This window comes from uncultured Phascolarctobacterium sp., assembly GCF_937920985.1.
In the GTDB taxonomy this organism is placed as follows: Bacteria; Bacillota; Negativicutes; order Acidaminococcales; family Acidaminococcaceae; genus Phascolarctobacterium_A.
Map to the genome: position 1 here is coordinate 24041 of NZ_CALDXR010000033.1, position 19677 is coordinate 43717.

The 19677-nt window shown below is 48.5% G+C and carries 19 protein-coding genes and 1 riboswitch; of the genes, 9 read left to right on the top strand and 10 right to left on the bottom strand.

All coding sequences use genetic code 11. From position 1 onward, the window contains the following. Nucleotides 1–131: 131 nt before the first annotated feature. The 10 genes from hisIE to Q0612_RS06000 all read right to left on the bottom strand — a co-directional run bounded on the left by hisIE (nucleotide 132) and on the right by Q0612_RS06000 (nucleotide 8248). On the bottom strand, nucleotides 132–764 hold the full coding sequence (gene hisIE / locus Q0612_RS05955; protein WP_021719141.1) for a bifunctional phosphoribosyl-AMP cyclohydrolase/phosphoribosyl-ATP diphosphatase HisIE: 633 nt from the start codon (nucleotides 762–764) through the stop codon (nucleotides 132–134). Further along, complete coding sequence (gene hisF / locus Q0612_RS05960) at nucleotides 764–1522, bottom strand: imidazole glycerol phosphate synthase subunit HisF (protein WP_021719142.1); 759 nt, start codon at nucleotides 1520–1522, stop codon at nucleotides 764–766. The genes hisIE and hisF overlap by 1 nt, the downstream gene beginning before the upstream one ends. Nucleotide 1523: 1 nt before the next feature. Continuing rightward, on the bottom strand, nucleotides 1524–2258 hold the full coding sequence (hisA, locus tag Q0612_RS05965; RefSeq protein ID WP_293829217.1) for a 1-(5-phosphoribosyl)-5-[(5-phosphoribosylamino)methylideneamino]imidazole-4-carboxamide isomerase: 735 nt from the start codon (nucleotides 2256–2258) through the stop codon (nucleotides 1524–1526). Between the two features lie 10 nt (nucleotides 2259–2268). Continuing rightward, the gene (gene hisH / locus Q0612_RS05970; RefSeq protein WP_298882050.1) at nucleotides 2269–2874 is read right to left on the bottom strand and encodes an imidazole glycerol phosphate synthase subunit HisH; all 606 of its coding nucleotides are present in this window, start codon (nucleotides 2872–2874) and stop codon (nucleotides 2269–2271) included. A 59-nt stretch (nucleotides 2875–2933) separates the two neighbouring features. Continuing rightward, nucleotides 2934–3518, bottom strand: a complete 585-nt coding sequence (gene hisB, locus Q0612_RS05975; protein WP_298882053.1) for an imidazoleglycerol-phosphate dehydratase HisB — start codon at nucleotides 3516–3518, stop codon at nucleotides 2934–2936. Beyond that, a complete protein-coding gene (locus Q0612_RS05980) occupies nucleotides 3515–4711 on the bottom strand; it encodes a histidinol-phosphate transaminase (protein ID WP_298882056.1) in 1197 nt (398 codons plus the stop codon). The genes hisB and Q0612_RS05980 overlap by 4 nt, the downstream gene beginning before the upstream one ends. A gap of 11 nt (nucleotides 4712–4722) precedes the next feature. Continuing rightward, nucleotides 4723–6066: a histidinol dehydrogenase gene (gene hisD / locus Q0612_RS05985; protein WP_298882059.1), complete on the bottom strand. Its 1344-nt coding sequence runs from the start codon at nucleotides 6064–6066 to the stop codon at nucleotides 4723–4725. Nucleotide 6067: 1 nt separating this feature from the next. Then, a complete protein-coding gene (hisG, locus tag Q0612_RS05990) occupies nucleotides 6068–6718 on the bottom strand; it encodes an ATP phosphoribosyltransferase (RefSeq protein WP_009146395.1) in 651 nt (216 codons plus the stop codon). Between the two features lie 62 nt (nucleotides 6719–6780). Continuing rightward, the gene (hisZ, locus tag Q0612_RS05995; protein WP_298882063.1) at nucleotides 6781–7950 is read right to left on the bottom strand and encodes an ATP phosphoribosyltransferase regulatory subunit; all 1170 of its coding nucleotides are present in this window, start codon (nucleotides 7948–7950) and stop codon (nucleotides 6781–6783) included. Continuing rightward, the gene (locus tag Q0612_RS06000) at nucleotides 7943–8248 is read right to left on the bottom strand and encodes a YerC/YecD family TrpR-related protein (protein WP_298882066.1); all 306 of its coding nucleotides are present in this window, start codon (nucleotides 8246–8248) and stop codon (nucleotides 7943–7945) included. Before Q0612_RS06000 ends, hisZ begins: the two co-directional genes overlap by 8 nt. 309 nt (nucleotides 8249–8557) lie before the next feature. Beyond that, a riboswitch (SAM riboswitch) is annotated at nucleotides 8558–8657 on the top strand. 192 nt (nucleotides 8658–8849) lie between these two features. On the opposite strand from Q0612_RS06000, the gene Q0612_RS06005 reads away from it, so the two are divergent. From Q0612_RS06005 to Q0612_RS06045, 9 genes are all read left to right on the top strand, one after another. Then, nucleotides 8850–9887 carry a methionine ABC transporter ATP-binding protein gene (locus Q0612_RS06005; RefSeq protein WP_009146392.1) on the top strand — a complete coding sequence of 346 codons (1038 nt, stop codon included), beginning with the start codon at nucleotides 8850–8852 and terminating at the stop codon, nucleotides 9885–9887. Continuing rightward, on the top strand, nucleotides 9877–10536 hold the full coding sequence (locus Q0612_RS06010) for a methionine ABC transporter permease (protein ID WP_298882072.1): 660 nt from the start codon (nucleotides 9877–9879) through the stop codon (nucleotides 10534–10536). The genes Q0612_RS06005 and Q0612_RS06010 overlap by 11 nt, the downstream gene beginning before the upstream one ends. 113 nt (nucleotides 10537–10649) lie before the next feature. Then, nucleotides 10650–11480, top strand: a complete 831-nt coding sequence (locus Q0612_RS06015; RefSeq protein WP_298882077.1) for a MetQ/NlpA family ABC transporter substrate-binding protein — start codon at nucleotides 10650–10652, stop codon at nucleotides 11478–11480. Nucleotides 11481–11644: 164 nt separating this feature from the next. After that, nucleotides 11645–12421 (top strand): amino acid ABC transporter substrate-binding protein, encoded by a 777-nt coding sequence (locus Q0612_RS06020; protein WP_298882079.1) that lies wholly within the window; start codon nucleotides 11645–11647, stop codon nucleotides 12419–12421. 70 nt (nucleotides 12422–12491) lie between these two features. Further along, nucleotides 12492–13136, top strand: a complete 645-nt coding sequence (locus Q0612_RS06025) for an amino acid ABC transporter permease (protein WP_293692675.1) — start codon at nucleotides 12492–12494, stop codon at nucleotides 13134–13136. Nucleotides 13137–13150: 14 nt separating this feature from the next. Then, entirely contained in the window at nucleotides 13151–13912 is a 762-nt protein-coding gene (locus Q0612_RS06030; protein ID WP_298882085.1) for an amino acid ABC transporter ATP-binding protein, read from the top strand. A 123-nt stretch (nucleotides 13913–14035) separates the two neighbouring features. Beyond that, complete coding sequence (locus Q0612_RS06035) at nucleotides 14036–14275, top strand: thioredoxin family protein (protein ID WP_009146386.1); 240 nt, start codon at nucleotides 14036–14038, stop codon at nucleotides 14273–14275. A gap of 220 nt (nucleotides 14276–14495) precedes the next feature. Further along, nucleotides 14496–16103 carry a Na/Pi cotransporter family protein gene (locus Q0612_RS06040; protein WP_298882093.1) on the top strand — a complete coding sequence of 536 codons (1608 nt, stop codon included), beginning with the start codon at nucleotides 14496–14498 and terminating at the stop codon, nucleotides 16101–16103. A 633-nt stretch (nucleotides 16104–16736) separates the two neighbouring features. Then, on the top strand, nucleotides 16737–19676 hold the full coding sequence (locus tag Q0612_RS06045) for an acyl-CoA dehydratase activase-related protein (RefSeq protein WP_298882097.1): 2940 nt from the start codon (nucleotides 16737–16739) through the stop codon (nucleotides 19674–19676). Nucleotide 19677: the final 1 nt, after the last annotated feature.

A 19677-nucleotide genomic window follows, 5' to 3' on the forward strand; every position in this document is an offset into this window, starting at 1 on the left:
AAAAAGGCATCTGCCGAAAGCTCGACAGATGCCACTGACTCACACAGTCAGGCACGATCTTTTCGCTAAGTGAAAATAACCATGCAACTGTTTATAGTCTACCATACATATTGGGTTTTGTAAAATTTTCCTTACGCTCTCTTGCCCCCAAGCTCACGCAGCAGCTCCTCCGGCGTAATGTTGTGATAAGCCAGAAGCACCAGGCAGTGATACCACAAATCTGCCATTTCGTGCAGCACCTTATCCTTCTCGCCGTTCTTGGACGCGATAATCGTTTCCGTAATTTCGTTGCCCAGCTTTTGCAGCAGCTTATCCTGACTGCCGCTCATAAGGAACTTCATCTCTGCATCATCAGCCTGGCGCTTATACAAAATCATGCGGTACAGCTCGCTGATAACCTTCGGCAATCCTTCTACCTCAGGCACCGGCAGATTGGAAGTATGCCACAGCGGATTATGGAAGCAGGAATATTCACCTGTGTGACAGGCCACTCCCTGCTGCTCCACCTTTACGAGCAGCGCGTCACCATCGCAGTCATAGAACAGCTCCACAACCTTCTGCAGATTGCCGCTCGTCGCGCCCTTATTCCACAGCTCCTGACGGCTACGGCTCCAGAACCAGGTATAACCTGTTTCCAATGTTTTGAGCAGTGACTCCTCATTCATATACGCCAGCATAACAACATCGTTCGTGCGTACATCTACAACGACAGCAGGAACAAGTCCTCTGCTGTCAAATTTAATTTTAGAAATATCGATCTGCATTATAACCTCACCTCTATACCTCGAGAACGCAGATACTCCTTCACCTGCTTAATAGTGAAGGTTTTATAGTGAAAAACAGAGGCCGCCAGCACAGCGTCAGCGCCACCTTCTGTCAGCACATCATAGAAATCCTCCAGCTTGCCTGCACCACCGCTGGCGATAACAGGCACATTTACGGCACTACTCACGGCCTTCGTCAGAGCAATGTCATAGCCGTTTTTTGTGCCGTCGGCATCCATGCTTGTCAGCAGGATTTCACCGGCACCGAGCGCTACGCCCTTTTTCGCCCATTCTACAGCATCAAGGCCTGTCGGCTTACGCCCGCCCTGCACATAAACCTCCCACTTGTTCTCACCGCATTTACGTGCATCAATCGCGAGAACAATGCACTGGTTACCAAACAGCTTGGCACCGTCGGCAATCAGCTGCGGATTTTTTACGGCAGCGGAATTGAGCGAGGTTTTATCAGCACCGGCACGCAGAGCATTTTTGATATCCTCCACGCTGCTGATACCGCCGCCGACTGTCAGCGGCATAAAAACCTTGGCCGCAGTTCTGCTGATAACATCCAGCATCGCCTTGCGCTCCTCAAATGTCGCAGTAATATCAAGGAAAACAAGCTCATCGGCACCCTCGGCATCATAGGCTGCCGCACGCTCCACCGGGTCACCGGCATCACGCAGACCGACAAAGTTCGTGCCCTTGACCACACGTCCTTCCTTAACATCAAGACAAGGAATAATTCTCTTCGTAAGCATCTTATTCCTCCTTTGCCGCAGCAATTTTTAAAGCGTCCGGCAGATTAACGGCACCGGTATAAATTGCCTTACCGATAATGCAGCCTGCTACGCCATCCTTTTCGTATTTTTTTACGTTGCGAATATCATCGAGCGAAGCTACGCCGCCGCTAGCAATAATCGGTACGCCGCAGGCACGCGCCAGCGCCGCTGTCGCTTCGGCATTTACGCCGCTGAGCATACCGTCACGGCTGATATCGGTAAAGATAATCGTTGCCACGCCGTAGTCCGCCATTTTTTTGGCAAGCTCGGTTGCGGCAACGCCGCTGCCCTCGCCCCAGCCTTCGATAGCTACATCGCCGTTCTTCGCATCAATGCCGACAGCGATATGTCCGGGATATTTGGCGCAGGCCTCCTTGACAAGCTCAGGATTCTTTACGGCAGCACTGCCCAAAATCAGGCGTTCCACGCCCAGCTCCAAAAGCTTTTCAATCGCTTGCAGATTGCGGATACCGCCGCCAAGCTCCACCGGAATTTTTACAGTTTTGAGGATACGCTCAATCACAGGCAGGTTTTTGCCCTCGCCCGCCAGCGCACCATCAAGGTCAACAAGATGCAGCCATTCGGCGCCGCAGGCCGCCCACTTGGCAGCCATCTCCGCCGGGTCATCGGCAAAAACAGTTTCCGCATCAAAGCGTCCCTCCGTCAGACGCACACAGCGTCCGCCACGGATATCTATTGCAGGATATATAATCATAACTTTTCCCTCATAATTCAACAAAATTTTTCAGCAGGCGCATGCCGACTCTGCTCGACTTTTCCGGATGGAACTGAAAGGCCTGTACCTTACCGCGTCCTACGGAAGCAGTAACCTCCATACCGTAGTCGCAAACCGAGGTAATAATGCTTCTGTCCTCAGGCTCCGCATGAAAGCTGTGCACAAAGTAAACGTATTCACCCTCCGCACCCTCTAAAAGTGGGGACGGACTGCGCAGCTCCAGCTTATTCCAGCCCATATGCGGAATCTTCAGCTTGGTATGCAACAAGCGCACCTGACCTTTGAAGAAGCCAAGCCCTTTAACACCCGGTGCTTCATCGCTGCCCTCAAACAAAAGCTGCATGCCCAGGCAGATGCCGAGAAAAGGCTTGCCGCTGTGCAGGCTGTCCATAATAACGGGAATCAGCCCCGACTTTTCCAGGTTTGCCATGCAATCACCAAAGGCACCCACGCCAGGAAGCAGAATCTTTTCAGCATTCGCGATAACCTCTGCATCGCTTGTCACCACAGGCTCCGCTCCGATAGCGCGCAGTGCATTCTGCACGCTGTAAAGATTACCCATGCCATAATCTATAATCGTTATTTTTTTACTCATATATTTTCCCTCATGCTAACTTACAACACATGTGAAGCAACGGTGCTTTATAGTGTGTCTTAAAGTGTACCCTTGCTGCTCATAACACCATGTACACGGCTGTCAAAGGCTACTGCCTCGGCCAAAGCTCTGGCAAAGCCCTTGAAAATCGCTTCGATGATGTGATGCGTATTCTTGCCGTAAAGCACGCGGATGTGCAGCGTGAGGCCTGCCTGCATTGCCAAAGCGCGGAAAAATTCCTCCGTCATTTCGGCATCGTAAATGCCCAGCTGTACCTTAGGAATATCCGCATCAAAAACAAGATACGAACGGCCGCTGAAATCGAGGCACACCTGTACCAGCGCTTCATCCATCGGCAAAAAGCAGTTTCCGTAACGGTGAATGCCTGCCTTATCGCCCACAGCCTCCTTCAGCGCCTGGCCGAGGACAATACCGCAGTCCTCCACTGTATGATGACTATCAACGTCCAAATCACCAACAGCATGCACCACCAGATCACTGAAGCTGTGCTTTGCCAAAAGCGTCAGCATATGGTCAAAAAAGCCGATGCCGGTATTAACCTCACAGCTACCGCTGCCATCAAGACACCATTCAGCGCTGATGCCTGTTTCTAGCGTTTTTCTTTCTACATTACCGCTTCTCATGCTCTTACCTCCGCACACAGCTCGGTGATTTTAGCAATAATCTGCTTGTTTTCTTCAGGTAAGCCGATGGTGATACGCAAGCAACCCTGCAGCACCGGATGCGTGCTGAAATCACGCACCAGAATACTGTTGGTCAAAAGATATTTAAATATCAGCTTGCCTCCTGCCGCCTGCTCCGGCAATCTTTCGCTAAACTTCGCCGCATAAGCATTAGCGAGCTGCTGCATCAGCTCACCCTCCGCACGGAAGGTAACAAAATTAGTTGCCGTCGGCCATACCTTAAAGCCTAAGGTTTTCAGGCAGTCCGCAAATTTATCGCGTTCCTCACGGATTGTTTTGATGCGTTCTTTATACAATTCCTTGTTTTCATAAACAGTTTTGGTGGCCATAAGCGTAAAGGCATTTACATGATACGGCAGCAGTGCCTTGCCCAGCTGACGCACCAGCCCCAGCGCACCTACTGCGTAACCGCAACGCAATCCTGCCAAGCCATAGGCCTTGGAAAAGGTGCGGAAGACCATCAGATTGCTGTAGCGTCCCACTAAGCTCAAAGTAGAGCCTGCTACCAGCCACAGCTTATGCATCGGACGCAAATCATTCGGTGCCAGATCCTTGCCATCGGCAAATTCCATGTAAGCCTCATCCATAATAACAGGGCAATCTACATTAGCAAGAATTTTTTCCATAGCTGCCAGGCTGTTATAGTTGCCTGTCGGGTTATTCGGATTGCAGACAATTAAAAGTGACGGTTGCTGCTCCTTGCAAAAGCTGATAACGCTGTCAGCATCAACAAAGCCTTCGGCTGTCAGCGGATAGCGCACCTCCTCGCTGTCGGAAAGGGCAGCGTACTCGCCGTACATGGAAAATGACGGCCAGGGTACGGCAATCTTTTTACCGGGTCCGCCAAAAACATAGCAGGCCTTTTCCAACAGCTCGCTGGAGCCGTTGCCGATTTTTACACAGTCAATATCTACATCCAGCTCTTTGGCAATAACCTCGCACAGGTTTTCCGATTTAATCGGCGGATAACGGTTAAACGGGAAGCGTGCGGTACGCTGGGTAATTTTTTCCGCAATCTCCTGCGGCAGCGGGTAATTGCTTTCGTTGGCATTAACAATAATGTCCGCAGCCACGCTTTCTACGGCATATTCCTCCATCGCCTCAATACTTTGGCGAACAGTAAAGCTACTCATTTTCTGCCTCCTTATTTACCCACACGTTTACGGATAGCGTTGGCATGAGCCTGCAGGCCCTCTGCCTCGGCTAAGGTGATAATATCGTCAGCAGCGGCCATAAGTGCCGGAGCAGTGTAGGCAATAATGCTTGTTTTCTTCATAAAGGTTTCTACGTTCAGTACGGAATAGAACTTCGCCGTACCGCCTGTCGGCAGAACGTGGTTCGGTCCTGCATAGTAATCGCCCAGCGGTTCCGGAGAATAAGCACCCAGGAACATAGCACCGGCATTACGGATATACGGCATAATTTCAAACGGTGCCTTAGTCATGATTTCCAAGTGCTCCGGTGCGGACAGATTTGCCATTTCGATAACGGTAGGCATATCCTTGGCAAGGATAATCTTGCCTGCCTGCTGCAGCGAGGTACCGGCGATTTCCTTACGCGGCAGCTGTGCCAGCTGCACTTCGATTTCCTCGCCCACAGCGTTAGCTACACGCTCGCTGTCGGTAATCAGGATAGCGCAGGCCAGCGGATCATGCTCTGCCTGGCTCAGAAGGTCTGCTGCCAGATAAGTCGGGTTAGCGCTGTCATCTGCTACAATCAAAATTTCGCTCGGACCGGCAAGCATATCAATATCAACGTGACCGATAACGGCTTTTTTAGCCAAAGTTACGAAGATATTGCCGGGGCCGGTAATTTTTTCTACCTTCGGTACGGTTGCGGTGCCAAAGGCCAGCGCAGCAATCGCCTGTGCGCCGCCCATTTTATAAATTTCGGTAACACCGATTAATTTTGCTGTTACCAGCACGTTCGGATTAACCTTACCGTCCTTTCCGGGCGGTACGGCCATCACAATGCGGGGAACGCCTGCTACCTTTGCCGGGCAGGCATTCATCATTACAGACGAAGGATAAGCAGCAGTGCCTCCGGGAACATAAATACCGACGGAATCAACCGGGGTAACCTTTTGTCCCAGCAGTGAACCGTAAGGACGGTTCGTAAGCCAGGTTTTCGGCATCTGCTCTTCATGGAACTTCATAACATTGGCGATGGCACGCTCCAAAGCAGCCTTTACTTCCGGTTTGACGATAGCTTCCGCTTCCGCAAATTCTTCCTCGGTTACGCGGATATTTTCCGGCGTCAGCTCTACGCGGTCAATCAGCTTAGTATAGTAAAAAAGGCTTTCGTCACCATTTTTGCGCACATCAGCAACAATCTGGTCAACAACCTGTGCCGCCGTCATGTGTCTGCCGAACATAGCATCCGTGCCTGCCTGAATGCGCGGAGATAATTCCACCTCGTCAAAAGCTTTCTTCTTCATTAAAACAGCAATCTCTGCTGCGCTCATCTTTCTTGCGTCTGTAACCTGCATTTTATTTATCCTCCTCATTTAAAACAATACGTAAATCCTCAACCAGTTTATGTAAGCGGGCAAATTTCAGCTTGAAGCTGGCGCGGTTAGCAATCAGTCTGGCAGTAGCGGTAAAAATAGAATCAACCTCCGCCAGTTTATTTTCTTTCAGGGTGCGCCCTGTTTCTACTATATCTACAATCATTTCGCTCAGGCCTACGATAGGTCCCAGCTCAATTGAGCCGTTGAGCTTCACAATTTCCGTCTGAATGCCCAGCTTATTGAAATAAGCCTTGGCGCAGTTAGGATACTTCGTTGCTACCCTCAGGTGAGCGTAATCCGTCAGCTTGGCGCGTCGCTTAGCCTCCGGCACTGCCATCATTAAACGGCAGCGGCCAAAGCCCAAATCCAGAAGCTCCACTACGTCCTTATCCTGCTCCAACAGCACATCCTTGCCGATGATGCCGATATCCGCCGCACCGTATTCCACATATGTCGGCACATCAACAGTCTTGGCAATAATGAAGCGTACCTTGGTTTCCTCGTTGCTGATAACCAGCTTGCGCGAATCCTCGGTAACATTTTCGGCGCTGTAGCCTACCTTCGCCAGCAGGCGTACAGACTTATCGAACAGCTTGCCCTTCGGCAATGCTATAGTAATGTATTCGTCCATAAAAATACCCCTCTATATTTCCCAGCTGTAAGCTTAATGAGTATAATGTTTTTTCTTTAAGCTTATTCTACATATACTAACGATTTACAGCCATATTCCTTTACTGCGAGCGCTGCTCCCTGCAGGTCCGCAGCCTCGGTCAGCAGCTTCACGCTGCGGCCTTCGCGGCGCAATGCTGTCGCTTTGGCAATCGCCTCCGGCAGCTTGCCTTCGCTCCAGGCTACCAGCACGTCCCAGGTGCGGTTATTAGTAGCAACGCCGTTGCGTTCCAAAGCCAGCAGTACGCGGTCAACGCCAACGGCAAAGCCTGTTGCCGGGCACTCGAGGCCGAAGCGCTGCATCATTTTGTCGTAGCGGCCGCCGCCTGCCACCGGATAACCCATTTCCGGCAGATACACTTCAAAAAGCATACCCGTGTAATAATCAAGTGAACGGTACAAACCAAGGTCAAAGCTTAAATAGTCTGCAGCACCGTAAGCCTCCACCAGCTTGTAGATTTTGTGCAAATCATTCAGCGCGCCTTGGCATTTAGCGTTAGTTACTATTGCAGCAACCTTGTCCAAAAGCTCTATGCCGCCCTGCAGGAAGAGGAAATCGGCAAAAAGCTGCTTGATTTCCGGGCGGATATTTTCCATCGCATCTGCCATCTGCTGCATGCCCACAGCATCATGACAGCGCAGGCAATCCTTCAGCTGTTGCAATTGCACGTTATCGAAGCCCGCTTCCTCCGCCAGGCCGTTGATAAAATCAACGTGGCCCAGGCTGATAGCGAACTTCTGCAAGCCTGCAGCCTGCAATGCTTCGGCTGCCAAAACAATAACCTCGGCATCAGCGGCAGCACCGCTGGCCCCCAGCATTTCTACACCGGCCTGTTCGAATTCACATTGGCGTCCCGCCTGAATTTCTTCATAACGGTAAAGATTTGCCAGATAGCAAAGACGTTTAATCTTTTCGCCGCCCTGCAAGCGTGTCGCTGTCAGACGGGCAATCGGTGCCGTCATATCATTGCGCAGTGCCAGCAGATTATTGCTGCGGTCAAAGAAACGAAAGTCACCTTTGGAACCGGCAGCGCCGAAGGTCTCAACATATTCAAAATCGGGTGTTTTTACCTCATCATAGCCCCATTTGTCAAAAACGTTGATAATTGCATTTTCAATTCCGCGGCGTGTCTTCATCTCTCCCGGCAGAATATCCTTGGTTCCATAGGGAACCTGGTATACCTTATTAGTCATCTTCTTTCTTCCCCTCTTTTATAACTTGCATGACTGAATTATAACCATCAGCGCCATAAACAAGACAACGCTTAACGCGTGAAATGGTTGCGGTGCTGGCACCGGTTTTCTCTACAATAGTTTCGTAGATACAGCCATCATCCAGCATGCGTGCCACCTCCAGGCGCTGTGCCATGGCCTTCAGCTCGCTGATAGTACAGATATCCTCAAAAAATTTATAGCATTGCTCCTCATCCTTTAAGCTGAGAATCGCTTTGAATAACTGGTCTGTTAAATGATCATGAATATTTGCTGCCATTTTTTAGTTTCCTCCTGTGCGTTACGTGCATATAACGATTGTACTTTAACTCACTAACTCGTAAAAATACTTTAATACTTTATCTCGTGAAAGTCAAGAAAAATTTACAAAAAATCTTTTTTCCGCAGGTTTTGTAAAAAATTTCGCATTTCGCTTTACAATTACCTAGTATTTTGATATAATTTGAGCAATTCCTGAAATCCATTGGACGCAGCTTTACAGCTTTACAGTTTTTTAGTAAATTTTACGCAAAACTGTTGACAATATCCTAAAATAGATGTATGATTATTTCATTCAAACTTAACAGAGATTTCATCAAGAGTAGCTGAGGGACTGGCCCGATGAAGCTACGGCAACCACACATCAGTGAACGGTGCCAATTCCAACGGATAATTCCGGCAGATGAAGATTACAGATGCAACGTATCCTTCGCCGTGCCGGTGAAGGATTTTTTTTACGCAGCAGTCAGTTAGCTGATGGCTGATGTACACCGGAGGATGCAATCTACAAGGAGCATTCGCTGCCTTCTATTGGAAAATAATCTCTCACACTTAAATAAGGACCGTTGAAATTATCGGTCGCATTAGAAAGGAACACAAGAATGATAGAACTAGTTAATGTAGAAAAAACCTACTACAGCAAAGCTGGCGACATCCATGCTCTGCACAAAACAAGCCTGAGCATCAAGGCTGGCGAAATTTTCGGCATCATCGGTCTTTCCGGTGCCGGCAAATCCACATTGGTGCGCTGCATCAACATGCTGGAAAAGCCGACCGCAGGCCAGGTATTTGTTGACGGTCAGGAGCTGACCGCCATGAGCGAAGCACAACTGCGTAAAGCCCGTCAAAGCATTGGCATGATTTTCCAGCACTTCAACCTGCTGGCAAGTCGCACTGTTTATGATAACATCGCTTTTCCGCTGGAAATCCAAGGTCTGAGCAAGAGCGAAATCGACAAGCGCGTTCGCCCTCTGCTGGAGCTGGTACAGCTGGAAAGCCGTGCCAACTATTATCCCAGCCAGTTATCCGGCGGCCAGAAGCAACGTGTAGGCATTGCCCGCGCCCTGGCAAGTAATCCTAAGGTACTGCTGTGCGACGAAGCAACCAGCGCCCTCGACCCGCAGACTACCAAATCTATTCTGCATCTGCTGCAGGACATCAACAAAAAGATGAACCTGACCATCGTGCTGATTACGCACCAGATGGAGGTTGTAAAAACCATCTGTGACCGCGTTGCTGTTATCGAAAGCGGCGATATCATTGAGGAAGGCCCGATGATTGATGTTTTCACCAATCCGCAGCACCCCACCACCAAAGAATTTACCAAGAGCGTTATCAACGCCGAGCTGCCTGACATCGTTAAGCAGATGAAATTAAGCGATACCTATACCGAAGGCAGCAAGCTGCTGGTACGTATCTCCTTCATCGGTGACAGTGCCAGCGAGCCTATTATTTCCGGCATGGTAAAACATTTTGATGTTGACGTAAGCATTATTTCCGGTAATACCGACCAGCTGAAGGATGTCCTCTTCGGCACATTGCTGATTGAGATTTCCGGTAACCGCGAGCGCATTAAAAATGCTTTGGAATATCTGCATCAGCAGCATCTGAAAACGGAGGTAATTGGCTATGAGTCCTGATATGATTGACCTTTTAATAAAATCCTTTTGGGAAACCTGCTACATGGTTTTCGCTTCTACCGCACTTTCCACTTTAATCGGCATTCCGCTAGGCGTAATCCTTACCGTAACCCGCAAGGACCACATTCTGCCGAACCAACCGCTTAACACTATTCTGGGCGCGATTGTCAACGCAACGCGTTCCACTCCTTTCATTATATTGATGGTAGCAATTATTCCGCTGACACGTATGATTGTCGGCTCTTCTATCGGTACTACCGCAGCAATTGTGCCGCTGACTATTTCCGCAGCACCGTTCATTGCACGTATCATTGAATCTTCTTTGCTGGAAATCAACCCCGGCATTATCGAAGCAGCACAGGCTATGGGTGCAAGCCCGATGCAGATTATCACTAAGGTACTGCTTCCCGAAGCAATGCATTCCATCGTACTGGGCGTAACGCTTGCCATCATCAGCTTAATCGGCTATTCCGCAATGGCCGGCACCTTAGGCGGCGGCGGTCTTGGTGACCTGGCAATCCGCTACGGCTACCAGCGCTTCCAGATGGACGTTATGATTGCCACCGTTGTCGTACTCATCGTCATGGTACAGGCAATGCAGTCCTTTGGCGACTACGCATCCAAAAAGCTTAACAAAAACAAACTGTAATCTACAGGCCAAATGAGGGTTTACAACGATGAAGCGAGTTTCATCGACGTAATAAAGAAAAAAGCCGCTGCTGTCTGACAGCAGACCACCATTATTTTAGGGAGGAATAACTTATGAAGAAGATTACTAAACTTTTACTGACCGTTGCGCTTTGCGCACTGACCATCATCGCCGCAGGCTGCGGTGGTGACAACAAGGCAACCGACAAAAAGGCTGACCCGAACGCACCTGTTAAAATCGGCGTAACTGCAGGTCCGCACGCTGAAATCATGGACAACGTTAAAAAGCTGGCTGAAAAACAAGGCCTGAAAATTGAGGTTGTCGAATTCTCCGACTATGTAACCCCGAACGTATCCCTGGCACAGGGCGAGCTGTTTGCCAACTCTATGCAACATGCTCCGTATCTGGCAGCAACTCTGAAAAAAGAGCCTAAATTCGAGCTGGTTGAAGCTTTCAAAACCGTAAACTTCCCGATGGCTATCTATTCCACCAAATACAAAAAGGTTGAGGATATCCCGGCAGGCGCAACCATCGGCATTCCTAACGATCCGTCCAACGGTGCACGCGCACTTCTGGTTCTGGCTGACAAAGGCTTCATCGAAGTTAAGGATAAAAACGATGTTTCCACCTCTGTAGCAAGCATCACCAAAAATCCGAAAAACTACAAGATTCAGGAGCTAGACGCTGCTTCTATTCCTAAAGCAATGGGTGACCTTGATATTGCCGTAATCAATGCCAACTATGCACTGGTTGCCAAGCTGAATCCGTCCAAAGACAGCCTGCTGGTTGAACGCGCTGATAACCCGTTTGTCAACATCTTCGTAACCACCAAGGCTAACGAAAAGGATCCGCGTATGGAACAGCTGAAAAAGATTTATACCTCTGCTGAAAATAAAAAATTCATTGAGGATCACTTCAAAGGCTCCATTACTCCGGCATTCTGATTTGTCAAAGTATAACATGAAGTCCTCGCAGCCTTCCTGCGAGGGCTTTTTCTTACCCATCCGTAAATTCCCAAAAAATTTTGCGTTTAGCACTTTACAAATTTAGCATACTAAAGTATAATGGGTACATAGTTAAATGCTAATTAACAAATGAGGTGTGGAAAATGAAAAAATTAGTTGCTTTAGTAATGGGCCTGATGATGATGCTCATGATGGTTGCCGGTTGCGGCAGCGATGGCCCGAAAAAAATGGTAATCGGCCTGGACGATAACTTCGCTCCTATGGGTTACCGCAATGAAAAGAATGAAATCGTCGGCATGGATATCGATCTTGCACGCGAAGCCTGCAAGCGTGCCGGCATGGAAGTAGAATTCAAACCTATCGACTGGGGTGCAAAGGAAGCAGAGCTCAAATCCAAACGCATTGATGCCATCTGGAACTGCTTCACCGTTAACCCGGACCGTGAAAAGGTCTATGGCATGTCCAAGCCTTACATCACCAACTCCCAGCTGATTGTTGTTCCTAAGGATTCTCCGATTAAAACTATTGCAGATTTAAAAGGTAAAGTCGTAGCAGTGCAGGATGACAGCACCGGCTCTTACCTCCTCGAGCAGCCTGCACACAAAGAGCTGGCAGCTTCCATGAAGGAAGTTCGCAAATATCCCGACTTCGCAGCTATTTACATGGAAATAGACAACAAACGTGTTGATGCTGCTATCGTAGACGCAGTTCTTGCTCGCGGCTATTATGACAAAAAGAAACCCGGTGCCTACAGAATTCTTGAACAGACCATGGGAGATGAGGTTGTAGCAGTTGCCTTCCGTAAGGATGATAAAGACTTCAAAGACCGCATCGACAAAGCTATGGACGAAATGAAAAAAGACGGTACCTGCAAAAAGATTTCCGAAAAATGGATGGGCGCAGATATCACAAAATATTAATTTGTTATCACTTGAGGGCTGTCGCATTTAGCGGCAGCCCATATTATAATTATATGGAGAGAAATAGTTTATGGATTACGTTTTAAATATCATTCCTCAGATGATCGATGGTTGCCTGGTATCATTTCAAGTTTTTATTATTACCATCGTCCTGAGCATTCCTTTGGGCATTCTGCTCAGCCTTGGCCGTGTTTCCGGCATTAAACCCCTACAGGCCCTCATCGGCGGCTACGTTTGGATTCTGCGTGGCTCCCCGCTGATGCTGCAGATTTTCTTCGTTTACTTCGTACTGCCGTCCGTAGGCATTCGCCTGCCGGACTTTGAATCGGCCATCGTAGCCTTTGTATTAAACTACGCTGCCTACTTCTGTGAAATTTTCCGCGCCGGCATTCAGGCAATTCCTGCAGGCCAATACGAAGCAGCGCACACTTTGGGCATGAACTACGTGCAGACCATGCGCCGCATTATTCTGCCGCAGGTTATCCGCATTATCCTGCCGCCTATCAGCAACGAAACCATTACTCTGGTAAAGGATACCTCCTTGGTATACGTTCTGGCGATGAACGATCTGATGCGTACCGCACGTAATCTGGTACAGCGCGACTTTTCTATTACCCCCTTCATCGTTGCAGCTGTCTTCTACCTGCTGGCAACTCTGATTTTAACCCTTGTTTTTGAACGTCTGGAAAAACGCTTCTCCAGATATGACCAATAGGAGGAGTAACCACCATGACAACTAAAATCAAAGCAACCAATATCTGGAAAAAATTCAATAACTTGGAAGTACTCAAGGGCATTGACCTGGAAGTAAATGAGGGCGAAGTTGTTGCCGTTATCGGCCCTTCCGGTGGTGGCAAGAGCACCCTGCTGCGCTGCCTCAACAAGCTGGAAACAATCGACAAAGGCAGCATCACCATCGACGGCGAAGAGCTGTGCCGTGAAACCTCCAGTGGTACGGAATATGTCAAGAATAATGACGTGCGCCGCATCGCCTGCAAAATGGGCATGGTATTCCAGCAGTTCAACCTTTTTCCGCATATGACTGTTCTGGAAAATCTTATTGAAGCACCTGTCAACGTACAAAAGCGCGATAAAGCAGAAGTAATCAAGGAAGCAGAGGTTTTGCTGGCGAAGGTCGGACTTTCCGACAAGCGCGATGTTTATCCGCGTAAGCTCAGCGGCGGCCAGCAGCAGCGTGTAGCTATCGCCCGCGCTCTGGCAATGAAGCCTGCCATCATGCTCTTTGACGAGCCTACCTCTTCTCTGGACCCGGAGCTGACCGGTGAGGTTTTGCGTACCATGCGCGAGCTGGCAGACGAAAAAATGACCATGGTAGTCGTAACACATGAAATGGGCTTTGCCCGTGAGGTTGCTACCAAGGTTGTTTTCATGGCTGACGGTCATGTGCAGGAGCAGGGCCGTCCGGAAGAAATTTTTGTTAACCCTAAAAACGAACGTCTGAAATCCTTCTTAAAAGTAATTTTAAAGTAATCAGATAAAGGTTTCTAAATTAATTCACAGATTACACCTACCTTTGTCATATATGTTTGTTACAATAATACTCGAGGATGAAAGGAACCTATTGAACAAGGCAAGCAAAGAAAGGTGATTTCAATGCACGTTAAAATTCTTGGCCCCATGACTAAGCAGGCAGAGCTGCTACTGCAGAATACTGCTATTGCTTTAAAGAAGCTCAAGGTTAAGGCTGAGTTTGAAAAAGTTTCCGAATTCCAAAAGGTAGTAGCCTATGGAGTTATGGCCTTCCCCGCTTTAGTCATCGACGAAAAGTTAGTTGCTGTCGGCAGCACGCTTTCGGTAGATGAAGCCATGACTCTTATAAAGCAACTCTCCTAAACATATCTTTTCATCATACACCTCTCCTTAAATACACCGCACTGTCCGAAATGTGCGGTGTATTTTTTTATTTTGAAAGCATTTTGATTAATGTAAAATTTATGTAAAGTTCCTTACGCACTTTTAACATCATAAAATTTCGAGTATAATAAGTATAGGTATATGCTGTTTTTACAGCAATCATGGATGCATACAAATTAAAAAAGGGGACTTATTTTTTATGCTTGCTTATTTCTTGGCATTTTTAGGCGGTATCGCCTTATTTATGTATGGTATGCAGCTGATGGGTGACGGTCTGCAAAAGGCTGCCGGCGCCAAGCTGCAAAAGATTTTAGAGGCCATGACCGGTGTGCTCGCCATGGGCATTCTGTTGGGCGCAGTTGTTACTGCAGTGCTGCAGGCCAGCGGTGCTACCACCGTTATGACCGTAGGCCTGGTAAATGCGGGCCTGCTCACACTGAAGCAGGGCTTCGGCATTATCATGGGTGCCAACATCGGTACTACTATGACGGCACAGCTCATCGCCTTCAAGCTTTCCGATTATATCACGATTTTAATCTTCATCGGCTTTTTGATGCAGCTGCTGGCGAGAAAAAGCCGCACAAAATATCTTGGTCAGGTTATGCTGGGCTTCGGTATTTTGATGCTGGGCATGGATATGATGGGCAAGGCGGTTATGCCTCTGCGTAACTATCCTGGCTTTGTACATTTCATCGAGGTTTTCTCCAGCAATCCTCTGCTGGGCATCGGTATCGGTATGATTATGACTGTACTGATTCAGTCCAGCAGTGCTACCATCGGTATTCTTATCGCCATGGCCGGTCAGGGCCTTATTCCGCTGGAAGGCGCGATTCCTGTACTGCTCGGCGACAACATCGGTACCTGTATTACTGCTGTACTCGCTTCGCTGCGTGCTAACCTTACAGCTAAGCGTGTAGCTGCAGCTCACGTAATGTTCAACGTCATCGGCAGTATAATTTTCGTAATCTTTATGCCGTTCTTCATTAAGTTCGTGTTAATCGTATCGCCTGATGGCGACATCGCGCGTCAGATTGCGAATGCGCACTCGGCGTTCAACATTTTGAACACATTGCTCTTTATGCCCTTTGTCAACCCTTTCATCAAGCTGGTAGAAAAGATTGTGCCGGGCAAGGCAGAAATCATCTCCATGCGCCCTGTTTATCTTGACAAAAACATGCTGAACACTCCCTCTATCGCTATCAGCCTTGCTGTCAAAGAGGTTGTGCGTATGGGCGAGCTGGCACGCAAGGACGTGCGTCTAGGCATGGAGGCTATTCAAAGCTTTGATGCCAACAAGGTAAAATATGTTCTGGAGCACGAGCCTGTTGTCGATGCGTTGGAACGAGATATTACCGACTATCTGACGCAGATGAGCTCCTCTGAAATGAGCGAAAGCCTGACGACACGCCACACCGGTCTTTTGCACGCCTGCACGGATATCGAACGTATCGGTGACCATGGTGAAACATTGGCTAAACGCGCACGCAAGCTTGTTGAGGAGGATGTAGTTTTCTCCGATGAGGCTAAGGCCGAGTTGCTGCAGCTCAGCGAAATGGTACTGCGTGCCTCCGGACGTTCATTAGAAGCACTGGAGAAAAACGATAAGGTTATTGCGGAAGACGCTGTACGTCTGTGCCGTGAGGTTAAGCAATACCAGAAGGAAATCCGTAAGAATCACATCACGCGCCTTAACGAGCACATCTGCAATCCGACTGCCGGCTTCGTCATGATGGAGCTGCTGATTAATATGAAGCGTGTATCCGATCATTCCAAAAACATTGCCCAGCTGGTGCAGGGAACCTTCTAAAAACTATAAAATCATCAAGCATACAGACTACCACTAAGCATAGTCTGTATGCTTTTCTTTTGCGTAAAATTATCGCTGAGCTGGCAGGCATCTATATAATTAAGGCACACTTTTTCATACGCGCCTCTAAAATTACTCAAGTATACTTTAGTAAATCGTACTTGAGTAAATTTACTCGAAGTGCCGCAACCCCTGCTCGCCTAAAACAATAATATAATTACAACAGCCTTATCATTACAAGCCTATATTAATACACTTATAAAATCACAACTTTTTCACAAAATCTTTGCTATAATTTAGATAAGCAAGGACTGCGCTTCCGACTGCTACAGTCTTAGCGCAGTCCTTTTGTTATGCGTAGAGCCACATATGGCTTTACGGTTTTTTATTATATTTATTACTAAAAAGTTTTTTATCATGTACATGCTTAGCAAATATATGCTACATATTGAACACAATAAAAGTAAACCACAAGGTTTCACACTTTTTTTACTTTAAATATTGTTGGCACCTTTTACTAATTACAGCTAAAGTATTACAATATAAACTGAGGAATTTTCAGCCTAGATTATAAAAAAGAATGTGAACAGGCATCAGGCACCAGTCTGAAAGTCATATTCGCAGGAGGTTACTATGCAGATAGGATTAGATGTTGGCAGTACTACCATTAAAATCGCCGTACTCGACGATGCGGGCAATCTGCTATTCCATAAATACGAAAGACATTACAGCCAGATAGCAGAAAAAATTCTGGCCTTACATAAAGAATTGATGACTAAATTCCCTACCTTGCATAGCGCACGTCTAGCCATCAGCGGCAGCGGCGGTATCGGTGTAGCGGACAGCTGCGGACTGCAGTTTGTGCAGGAGGTTTTTGCGGAAAAAATCTGCGCCGAAAAGCTCAATCCCGGAACCGACGCCGTTATCGAATTAGGTGGCGAGGATGCCAAAATTCTCTTCTTAGGCCGCCATTTTGATGCGCGCATGAACGACAGCTGCGCCGGCGGCACTGGCGCCTTCATCGATCAGATGGCTTCCCTGCTGAATGTAGAAACACCCCAAATGAACGAGCTGGCACAGCAGGCACAGAACACATACACCATTGCCAGCCGTTGCGGCGTTTTTGCCAAGAGCGATATTCAACCGCTACTAAATCAGGGAGCAGAAAAAAGCGACCTGGCAGCCAGCATCTTTCACGCTGTAGCCAGCCAGGCCATCACAGGTCTTGCCAAAGGCCGTCCCATCAGCGGCAATGTGCTGTATCTTGGCGGACCGCTCACCTTTATGAGCTGTCTGCGTGATGCCTTTGACAGTATTCTGAATATCAAGGGCATCTGCCCGGAAAACAGTCTGCTTTATGTAGCAATGGGTGCAGCCTTCTGCGCCGAGCATGAGGTGGATCTTACCACGCTGCCCGACAAACTGCAGACAGCAGCAGCACAGCACAGCTTTGAGCATCTGCCGCCGCTTTTTAAAAACGAAGGTGAATATACTGTTTTCAAGATGCGTCACTCTAAAGAAAGTGTCGCTATAGGTACCCCTGCGGAGGCTGGCGAAGCCTTTATCGGTATCGATTCCGGCAGCACGACTATTAAAATCGCTGTTATGAGTCCTGACGGCAAATTGCTTGATTCCTTCTACCAAAGCAATAAGGGTAATCCTGTTGTTGCCGTCCGCAATTATCTTACCGATTTCTACACAAAATATCCTAACTGCCACCTGTTGGCAGGTGCAGTCACCGGCTACGGCGAGGAACTGATTCGCCACGGCTTTGGTGTTGACTATGGTATCGTAGAAACCATGGCGCACTTTTATGCTGCCCAATATCTGGAGCCGGAGGTAGACTTTATTCTCGATATCGGCGGCCAGGATATGAAGTGCCTGAAAATCCACAACGGCGCTATCGACAACATCTTTCTGAACGAAGCCTGCTCCAGCGGCTGCGGCAGCTTTTTGCAGACCTTTGCCGAAATTCTAGGCTACACAGCCGAGCAGTTCGCACAAATCGGTCTTAAAGCAGATATGCCGGTAGATTTAGGCAGCCGCTGCACCGTGTTTATGAACAGCAGCGTCAAGCAGGCCCAAAAGGACGGTGCCTCCGTTGCCAACATCAGCGCCGGTCTGTCCATTAGCATCGTAAAAAACGCTTTATATAAGGTTATCCGTCCGGCCAGCAAGGAGGCCATCGGCAAGCACATCGTTGTTCAGGGAGGCACCTTCCTCAATGACTGCGTGCTGCGCGCCTTTGAGCAGGAGATGGATTTGAACGTTATCCGTCCCAACATTGCCGGCCTTATGGGAGCCTACGGCGCTGCCCTGTACGCACAACGCCGCTACAAGGATGCACCGCATCAGACAACGCTGCTTAACCTGCAGCAGTTGGGTGAATTCGTCCACACAGTCAAGGGCATGACCTGCGGCCTGTGCAATAACCATTGCCATCTCACTGTTAACACCTTTGCCGGCGGCAAACGCTTTATCAGTGGCAACCGCTGCGAGCGCCCCATCACCCACATGGCACCCAAGGATGAGCTGAACCTGTACCGCCAGAAGCTGCAGCTGCTCAAGGAATTGCCTGTTAACGAAACACCTAAACGCGGCATTATGGGTATACCTATGGGCCTGAATATGTATGAGCTGCTCCCCTTCTGGAACGCCTTACTCTCCAGCCTGGGCTTCAAGGTTGTCCATAGTCCGATTGAAGATAAAACTATTTACCGTCTTGGTCAGGGAACGATCCCCAGCGACACCGTCTGCTATCCGGCCAAGCTGATGCACGGCCATATCAAATGGCTGCTGCAGCAGGGAATCACCAATATCTTCTATCCCTGCATGACCTACAATATAGATGAACAGGGCACGGAAAACTGCTATAATTGCCCTGTTGTAGCCTACTATCCAGAAGTGCTGCACGCCAATGTCCGTGATTTGAATAAGCCCGAAATACATTTCTTCTATGATTATCTTGGCCTGCTCCATAAAAAGAAGCTGGTCAAAAAACTACAGGAAATGTTTGCCAAGGCCTACCCGGATATCACCAAGGAAGAAATCCGCAAGGCTGTTGACGCTGCCTTCACTGCCTTTTATGAATATGAAGCGCAGGTCAAGACAAGAGGACAGCAAATCATCAGCAAAGCACGCGAACTGCATAAGCCTATCGTTGTACTAGCAGGCCGTCCCTATCACATCGACCCCAAGGTCAACCACAGCATCGACCGCCTGATTACCAACATGGGCGCTGCCCTCGTCAGTGAGGATGCCGTAAGCAGTCATATCAAGACCAAGGAGCTCAACCGCGATTTGCAGGTGCTCAACCAATGGACCTATCACGGCCGCCTGTATGCGGCAGCCGAATATGTTGCCCAAAATCCTGATATGCATCTGATTCAGCTCGTCAGCTTCGGTTGCGGCTGCGATGCGATTACGGCCGATGAATGCCGCCGCCTCCTCGAAGAACGCGGACGCATCTATACACAAATAAAAATAGACGATATCGACAACCTTGGTGCTGCCAAAATCCGCATCCGCAGTCTGTTCTCCGCAGCCCAGCTTTTCGATATAGATAATCATTAAA

Coding starts and splice junctions, on each gene's coding strand:
- hisH (WP_298882050.1), bottom strand. CDS start 2,874: ATGAGTAAAAAAATAACGATTATAGATTATGGCATGGGTAATCTTTAC.
- hisA (WP_293829217.1), bottom strand. CDS start 2,258: ATGATTATATATCCTGCAATAGATATCCGTGGCGGACGCTGTGTGCGT.
- hisZ (WP_298882063.1), bottom strand. CDS start 7,950: ATGACTAATAAGGTATACCAGGTTCCCTATGGAACCAAGGATATTCTG.
- Q0612_RS06045 (WP_298882097.1), top strand. CDS start 16,737: ATGCAGATAGGATTAGATGTTGGCAGTACTACCATTAAAATCGCCGTA.
- Q0612_RS05980 (WP_298882056.1), bottom strand. CDS start 4,711: ATGAGTAGCTTTACTGTTCGCCAAAGTATTGAGGCGATGGAGGAATAT.
- Q0612_RS06010 (WP_298882072.1), top strand. CDS start 9,877: ATGAGTCCTGATATGATTGACCTTTTAATAAAATCCTTTTGGGAAACC.
- hisB (WP_298882053.1), bottom strand. CDS start 3,518: ATGAGAAGCGGTAATGTAGAAAGAAAAACGCTAGAAACAGGCATCAGC.
- hisD (WP_298882059.1), bottom strand. CDS start 6,066: ATGCAGGTTACAGACGCAAGAAAGATGAGCGCAGCAGAGATTGCTGTT.
- Q0612_RS06025 (WP_293692675.1), top strand. CDS start 12,492: ATGGATTACGTTTTAAATATCATTCCTCAGATGATCGATGGTTGCCTG.
- Q0612_RS06005 (WP_009146392.1), top strand. CDS start 8,850: ATGATAGAACTAGTTAATGTAGAAAAAACCTACTACAGCAAAGCTGGC.
- Q0612_RS06020 (WP_298882079.1), top strand. CDS start 11,645: ATGAAAAAATTAGTTGCTTTAGTAATGGGCCTGATGATGATGCTCATG.
- Q0612_RS06030 (WP_298882085.1), top strand. CDS start 13,151: ATGACAACTAAAATCAAAGCAACCAATATCTGGAAAAAATTCAATAAC.
- Q0612_RS06040 (WP_298882093.1), top strand. CDS start 14,496: ATGCTTGCTTATTTCTTGGCATTTTTAGGCGGTATCGCCTTATTTATG.
- Q0612_RS06000 (WP_298882066.1), bottom strand. CDS start 8,248: ATGGCAGCAAATATTCATGATCATTTAACAGACCAGTTATTCAAAGCG.
- hisG (WP_009146395.1), bottom strand. CDS start 6,718: ATGGACGAATACATTACTATAGCATTGCCGAAGGGCAAGCTGTTCGAT.
- hisF (WP_021719142.1), bottom strand. CDS start 1,522: ATGCTTACGAAGAGAATTATTCCTTGTCTTGATGTTAAGGAAGGACGT.
- hisIE (WP_021719141.1), bottom strand. CDS start 764: ATGCAGATCGATATTTCTAAAATTAAATTTGACAGCAGAGGACTTGTT.
- Q0612_RS06015 (WP_298882077.1), top strand. CDS start 10,650: ATGAAGAAGATTACTAAACTTTTACTGACCGTTGCGCTTTGCGCACTG.
- Q0612_RS06035 (WP_009146386.1), top strand. CDS start 14,036: ATGCACGTTAAAATTCTTGGCCCCATGACTAAGCAGGCAGAGCTGCTA.